The following is a 6,766-nucleotide window of genomic DNA, read 5'->3' as shown; positions in this document are numbered from 1 at the left end:
AAAGCGCGGCCCATTTGGGTTTCCACGGTTTTGATGGAGATTTTGAGTTGATCGGCGATTTCGCGGTACCGAAGACCCTCTTCACGGCTAAGACGAAAGATGATCTGACATTGCCGTGGCAGATCACGAATGTGGCCTTCTACACGATCGTAAAATTCGTTGAAAACCATCTCGTCAGCCGGGGAGTAATGATCGGCGTAAGCGGGGTTCCACTGAATACTCTCCAGTGTCTCGCGCTCATACACGCGATGCAGCTTTAATTTCAGGTAGTCGAGCGATTGGTTGCGGACAGCCCGGTAGATGTACGCCTCAAAAGAGGTATGGACTTCGATTTGCTCGCGATTTTTCCAGAGTTTCACAAAAACGTCGGCTACCACTTCTTCGGCGACTTCGCGACCCGCTACCACGCGCATGGAGTAGGTGCAGAGAGAATAATAATAGCGGGTAAATAGTTCGCGGTAAGCGACGTAATCGCCTTCCTGCACTACTTTCCTAAACAGCAATTCCATCTGGCTAGCACACAGGGTTGGGTGGGCCGCAGATTTTTTGAGTAGAATCGGATTCATCATAGGTAAGAGTTAGAATAGAATTTTTTAAGGAAATAGGTAATTGTAGGAAATAGCATGATTGCTTGATTTCGTAGGAAGATTACGCATAGCTTCGTCGATTCGCAAAATTCTATCTTGAAAAACAGCAACAATTCTACGCAACCGTTCCCGGTACCGTTCCCGGTACCGTTCCCGAAACACCGCCGTTTTCCGGGAATTGTTGTTTTTATGCTATTTTGCAGAAATAAATTCCGTCCCTGGCCAAAGAATTCTAACAAAAAAAATTGCATTTTTTCGAGGTAGCCCCGAATAATTCATGGGAAAGACTTCCATTACTATCAAAGAAATAGCGCTGAGACTGGGGATTTCCAAATCCACGGTTTCGCGGGCTTTGCGTGATAGTTCCGAGATAAGCGAAGCCACCAAAGAGCGAGTCATCGAACTAGCCCGAAGGCTCAACTATTCGCCCAATCCCATTGCGCTCAGTCTTTTAAATAACCAAACTCACACCATTGGCATCATTGTGCCGGACATTGACAACCCGTTCTTTTCGACTGCCATCAGCGGCGTGGAGGACGTGGCTTACAATCGGGGTTACCATGTAATGATTTATCAGAGCCATGAATCTTATGAGCGTGAGAAGGCTAATGTTCGTCACATTGCCGAGCGCCATGCCGACGGCCTGATCGTGTCCGTCGCCAGCCAGTCGCTTCATCACCACCATTTTGCCGACTTACAGGAAGTTGGTATTCCTATCGCATTTTTTGACCGGGCCAGCAATGAGATACAGACTCATAAAGTACTGGTGGATGACTACGCCGGAGCATTTCAGGGAACCGAACATCTGATCGAGCAAGGGTGCCGCAAGATTGCTCACATATCGGGCCCCATGAGCCTGGCTATCAGCCGTAATCGTTTCAATGGTTACCGCGACGCCCTGCGCAGACATGATCTGCCGCTGCGCGACGAATGGGTGGTGGCCGCGGAATACAACCAGTCCGAAGGTACCGAACGTGCCTACCAACTCATGGCCCTGCGGGAGCGCCCCGACGCCATTTTTGCCGCCAGCGACCGCATTGCGATCGGGGTGCACTGGGCTTTGCGGCAACTTGGCTACCGAATGCCCGACGACGTAGCTCTGATTGGCTTTTCCGATTTGGGCGTGTCGGTACTACTCGACCCGCCGCTAAGTTCAGTGTCGCAGCCGTCCTTTGAAATGGGCCGCCAGGCCGCCGAATTACTTCTGGAACTGATCGAAAACAAAAGTACCCCGGTCGCTTACGAAACCAGGGTACTAAAAACTGACTTGAATATCCGAGGATCGAGCTTGAAAACTACCGTTCCAAACGCTCCAGCTTCCGCTGAAACTCCCGGAGAATCTTATCCTTCATAGCCACTTTGCGCTTCTGAATGTTGAGCCGTCCGCGTAGGCGTTTGTCCTGATCTTCGTCGCCCGTCAGGCTGCGCTCCACGTCGAGAGTGGCCATATCAAGGTCGCTTTTTTCACGGCTCACGAGCCACTCCATTTCCCGGATTTGGGCGCGTAACTGCTCCTCCTCGCTTTTGAGCTCGAAGGCGGGGTACTTTCGACTAATCACACGGGCAAGGTAGCTGAGTTCAAAAATTTTGTCACAGGTAGAGCGGAAGCGATCGTTGAGCTCGCGGTCCGACTGCCGATACGGAATCCTGATTTCCTTCCACTTGCTGAGAAGTACCTTCGCTTTCTCGGCCGCTGTCACGATATTATCATTTTTCAGCGCATCTTCGGCCTCCACCAGTAGCTTCCTTTGCTGCCCGATGCGTGGGTCTTCCCTATTCTCGGGCTGAATGCCCTTCGACTCATTATATTTATCGTAAAAGAGTTTGAAAAAATGGCGGTAAGCCTTATTTATCTTGAAAAACTTCTTGGGCGGTAGTTCGCCCAGGGCATTCCACTCTTTTCGGATTTCGCGGGCCTGCTTGTAGGACTCGTCCAGGTCTTTGCTCCACGATAGCTGCTTAACCTTCTTGATAATCTTTTCGTACTCATCCACCTTGGCCTGCACGATCTTGCTCTGCTCGGCAAAATGCTCGCGACGGCGGTGGAAAAAATCATCTAGTACGGCCTGAAACTGCGCGTCCACATCTTCCTGAAACTCGTTGTCCACGGGGCCTGTCCTGATCCACTTGTCCTTTACTTCCTGCACGGCATCGGTGGCAGCGGGCCAATCCTCAATAGCGGCGGCCGTCTTGGCGTCTTCGATCAGCGCCCGCTTGATCTCCAGATTCTTGGCCTGGTTGACCAGAATCAGACCAGTGAGGTAGTCTTCGGCTTTATCCAGTTTTTCCAGCAATGGGACGAAGTCGCCAATGGCATCGAAGCCGATCAGTTTGCGGCGGAGTTGGGTCAGTTTCGTAAGATACGATCCCTTGTTCTGGGCTTCCTCGATGTCTTTCTTGAGGGTCTCGACTTTACTTTGGGCGATGGTGAAGCGATTTTTGAAGTAGTCAATCGCCTCCTGTTCCGTTCTTTTTACTTCGCCGATCTGGCGATCAGCATTCCCGAGGTAACCTTTCAAAAATACTTTGCCATCCTTTACGTAGCCGTATTCTTCCTTTTCTTCCATGACTCTACTTTTTATCTTATCTGCTTAGTTGGTGGGTTTAGTTATTCAGGAAACTCAGCCTAAGCCTAAATCTCCTCTATTTTAGGGTGTTCAAATTACTGAATATAAGATTTTTATTTCAATCCAATATCCGTAATCCACTTTTCGGCGTCCATGTATGGGCTTAATTGGCGATATTTGCCAAATACAAATTAACTAAAAAATGAGCAACGAATCCATAATTTTCTCGATGTCGGGTGTGAGCAAGATCATTCCGCCCAATCGCCACATCCTCAAAAATATCTACCTTTCCTTTTTCTATGGGGCCAAAATCGGCGTCCTGGGCCTGAACGGTTCTGGCAAATCCACGCTCTTACGCATCATTGCGGGCCTTGATAAGAATATTGTGGGAGAAGTCGTCTTCTCGCCCGGCTACTCGGTCGGGATGCTCGAACAGGAGCCTCAACTCGATCCCACAAAAACCGTGCGCGAAGTGGTGGAGGAAGGGGTGCAGGAGGTGGTTGATCTGCTTAAAGAGTTTGAACAAATCAACGAAGCATTCGGCGAAGCCGATGCCGATTTCGATAAATTACTGGAACGGCAGGGCGAAGTGCAGGAAAAACTCGACCATGCCGATGCCTGGAACCTCGACAACCGCCTGGAAGTAGCGATGGACGCCCTGCGCTGTCCGCCGTCGGATCAGTCGGTGGCTAACCTATCCGGCGGCGAGAAGCGCCGTGTGGCCATGTGCCGCCTTCTGCTCCAACAGCCCGACGTGCTGCTGCTCGACGAACCGACCAACCATCTCGATGCCGAGAGTGTGCTGTGGCTGGAAGAACACTTGCGGCAGTACAAAGGCACGGTTATCGCCGTGACCCACGACCGCTATTTCCTCGACAACGTGGCGGGCTGGATTCTGGAACTCGACCGCGGTGAAGGCATTCCCTGGAAGGGCAATTACACCTCGTGGCTGGAACAAAAGCAGGAGCGCCTGCAAAAGGAAGAAAAGCAGGAATCGAAGCGGCAAAAGACGTTACTCCGTGAGTTGGAATGGGTGCGCATGGCTCCCAAAGCGCGGCAGGCCAAGTCGAAAGCCCGCCTCGGTGCCTACGAGAAAATGCTCGGCGCGGACGCCAAAGAGAAGGAAAACAAGCTGGAGCTCTTCATTCCGCCTGGCCCGCGCTTGGGCAACAAGGTAATCGAGGCCAGTAACATCATGATGGCCTACGGCGATAAACTACTCTACGAAGACCTCAACTTCGCCCTGCCGCCTGCTGGTATCGTGGGCGTCATTGGCCCGAACGGTGCTGGCAAAACTACCCTTTTTAAACTCATCACCGGGCAGGAATCCCCGATGAAAGGCGGCTTCGAGGTCGGCGAAACCGTGCAGTGGGCCTACGTAGATCAGGAACATGACAACCTTGATCCCGACAAAACGGTTTTCCAGACCATCTCGGATGGTAACGAGTGGGTGATGCTGGGCGGCAAGCAAATGAACGCTCGCGCTTACGTCAGCAAGTTCAACTTCGCGGGGTCAGATCAGGAAAAGAAAGTCGGTAACCTGTCGGGTGGCGAACGCAACCGCGTTCACCTGGCGATGACCCTTAAAGAAGGCGGTAACCTACTCCTTCTCGACGAACCAACCAACGACCTGGACGTGAACACGCTCCGCGCCCTGGAAGAGGGCCTCGAGAACTTCGCGGGCTGCGCCGTGGTCATCACCCACGACCGCTGGTTCCTTGACCGCGTGGCTACCCACATCCTGGCCTTCGAAGGCGACTCGCAGGCTTATTGGTTTGAAGGTAATTTCTCGGACTACGAGGAAAATCGCAAGAAGCGGCTGGGCGCAGATGCGACGCCGAAGCGGATTAAGTACCGCAAGCTGGCGTAGGGATGTGGTACGGGCTTCCAGCCCGTTCTTAAGCGACAAAATAGGCTGGAATCCCATACGCGGATCCTGTCATACCACACTACTGCCCCACCGCGCTCCGCAACTCCTTTTGCAACGTGGGGTTGTCGGGAAATTCCTGCGGAATCCAGCGGTTGACAAAGCGTCCGGCTTCGTCGATGACCATGAAGGGAAAGCGCGGCTCGACGGCGTACACCGCTTTTAGTTTTTCGATTTCCTCGTCCGACGCGTACAGGTGCAGCGCGTGGGGGCGCACTTCCACATAATCTTTCCAGGTACCAAACGGAATACCCGGCGCAACGCTTACATAGACAAACAACACACTGTCGCCCTTGGCTTCTTCCAGTAGTTTGAGTGTGGGTTCGTGCTGCTTGAGATTGAAGGCGAATGCTACGGCCAGTGGCTTGCCACGCAGGCTGCTGAGTGACACGGAGCTACTGTCTTTGTCCAGTAGGGTGAAGTCCGGGGCGGACTGGCCTTTCTCCAGTTTTTCCTTAGCGGTAATGATTTCGGCAAAATAATCCTTCACTTTCGAGTTGGGGAAACGCTGCTCGAAATCAGTAAACATGATCCGGGCGGGTTTCATAGAAGGCAATGCCGTCACAGCGTAATTCAGCCAGTAGGTGAGCAGGTACTCTTGCTGTTTGGGATAACTTCCCAATTTCTCCTTACTTCTCTCATACACCTCAAGGATGGCGTCATTACCCAGCATGAATTGCGATTTGATATCCTGCGGATATTTCTCCGTGATGGGAATCAGAATCCAGTTACGCAATTCGTTGCGGTAGGCTAAGCTAAACAGAGCTTCATCAGGATATAACTCAAAGTTATCCAAAGTGATCTTGTTGAGTTCTTTGCGCTGTTCGGGAGTCAGTTTCACAGGTGTATTCTGACGCATTTGGCGGTCACGTACCACAACCCGCATCAGGTAAGGCTCCACGTGGGTAGTGGCTCGCACATAATTATCGAAAGTGCTGTCCACCGGATGCGCCGCTCTGAAAGTTTCGTACTGCGTCAGGCGCAATTGAGCCAGGCTATCGCTTTGCGTTACTATGGCATCGTTGTCGATTTTCTTGGGATTGAATCGAAAGGCGGGGAGGTACTGGTAATGGTTTTCCAGAAAATAGTTTTGCAAAAACTCCTGATGAGCCACATTCTTGCCTTCGAAAGTGAGTTCATTGCCGGGGTTGACGCTGATTGTCAGATTCTCGTTCGGGACGATGTAGAGCAATTGCGTTCGACTCTCCCGGCGCATCTGGGAGGGAGAAAGATCGTTAACGGGTCGTTTGGAAGCAATGGTCATCCTTACCAACAGCGGCTTGTCCACCGGAAAAGTCGTCGAGCCATCTTTTTGGATGCTCAGATCGAAAATGTCGATAGTTTCGTATTCAGTTTCGGCCAGACCCACACCCAGCGTTTCGTGGAAACGAACCCGCTCCAATGTCAGTGAATAAATATAGTCCACTTCGGTGGCCGAGGCGATGTTGATACGGGCGGAGGATTGGGCCCACACGCTGACAGTCAGCAGCGTAAAGAGGAGAGTTGAGACGGCTTTCATACACTTTTTCTAGACACTCGGGTCGCAACGATTTTTTTGGTATAACAAGCGAAGTTACGGGTCTTTAGTCCGAAACCAAAAGCTTGCCACCGCCGCTGCACTAGGCCGGGAAGTTGTTGAGTAACGGCAATATAACGGAAAAATACTTCCGCAAGGTTCGGTCTGC

General features: G+C 51.7%; 5 protein-coding genes. 2 read left to right on the top strand and 3 right to left on the bottom strand.

What is annotated here, in order from left to right; genetic code table 11:
- A partial coding sequence (locus ACEW8P_RS01170; protein WP_373511280.1) for an RNA polymerase sigma-70 factor occupies positions 1 to 509 on the bottom strand: 509 nt, incomplete at its 3' end.
- Between the two features lie 355 nt (positions 510 to 864).
- On the opposite strand from ACEW8P_RS01170, the gene ACEW8P_RS01165 reads away from it, so the two are divergent.
- On the top strand, positions 865 to 1,941 hold the full coding sequence (locus ACEW8P_RS01165; RefSeq protein ID WP_373511279.1) for a LacI family DNA-binding transcriptional regulator: 1,077 nt from the start codon (positions 865 to 867) through the stop codon (positions 1,939 to 1,941).
- Here ACEW8P_RS01165 and ACEW8P_RS01160 read toward each other — a convergent pair.
- Positions 1,883 to 3,154: a DUF349 domain-containing protein gene (locus ACEW8P_RS01160; RefSeq protein WP_373511278.1), complete on the bottom strand. Its 1,272-nt coding sequence runs from the start codon at positions 3,152 to 3,154 to the stop codon at positions 1,883 to 1,885. The genes ACEW8P_RS01165 and ACEW8P_RS01160 overlap by 59 nt on opposite strands.
- Positions 3,155 to 3,356: 202 nt before the next feature.
- Between ACEW8P_RS01160 and ettA the strand changes: the two genes are divergently transcribed.
- Positions 3,357 to 5,024: an energy-dependent translational throttle protein EttA gene (gene ettA / locus ACEW8P_RS01155; RefSeq protein WP_373511277.1), complete on the top strand. Its 1,668-nt coding sequence runs from the start codon at positions 3,357 to 3,359 to the stop codon at positions 5,022 to 5,024.
- Between the two features lie 79 nt (positions 5,025 to 5,103).
- Here the strand turns inward: ettA and ACEW8P_RS01150 are convergent, their stop codons facing one another.
- The gene (locus ACEW8P_RS01150) at positions 5,104 to 6,600 is read right to left on the bottom strand and encodes a TlpA family protein disulfide reductase (protein WP_373511276.1); all 1,497 of its coding nucleotides are present in this window, start codon (positions 6,598 to 6,600) and stop codon (positions 5,104 to 5,106) included.
- Positions 6,601 to 6,766 lie beyond the last annotated feature (166 nt).

This window comes from Persicitalea sp., assembly GCF_041751555.1.
Classification (GTDB): Bacteria; Bacteroidota; Bacteroidia; order Cytophagales; family Spirosomataceae; genus Persicitalea.
Note: the sequence above shows the minus strand (reverse complement) of the source record. Positions and strands in the feature narration are given on the sequence as shown.

What these genes read in the sequence shown, in the direction of transcription:
- ACEW8P_RS01150 (WP_373511276.1), bottom strand. Translation starts at nt 6,600, where the DNA reads ATGAAAGCCGTCTCAACTCTCCTCTTTACGCTGCTGACTGTCAGCGTG.
- ACEW8P_RS01165 (WP_373511279.1), top strand. Translation starts at nt 865, where the DNA reads ATGGGAAAGACTTCCATTACTATCAAAGAAATAGCGCTGAGACTGGGG.
- ACEW8P_RS01160 (WP_373511278.1), bottom strand. Translation starts at nt 3,154, where the DNA reads ATGGAAGAAAAGGAAGAATACGGCTACGTAAAGGATGGCAAAGTATTT.
- ettA (WP_373511277.1), top strand. Translation starts at nt 3,357, where the DNA reads ATGAGCAACGAATCCATAATTTTCTCGATGTCGGGTGTGAGCAAGATC.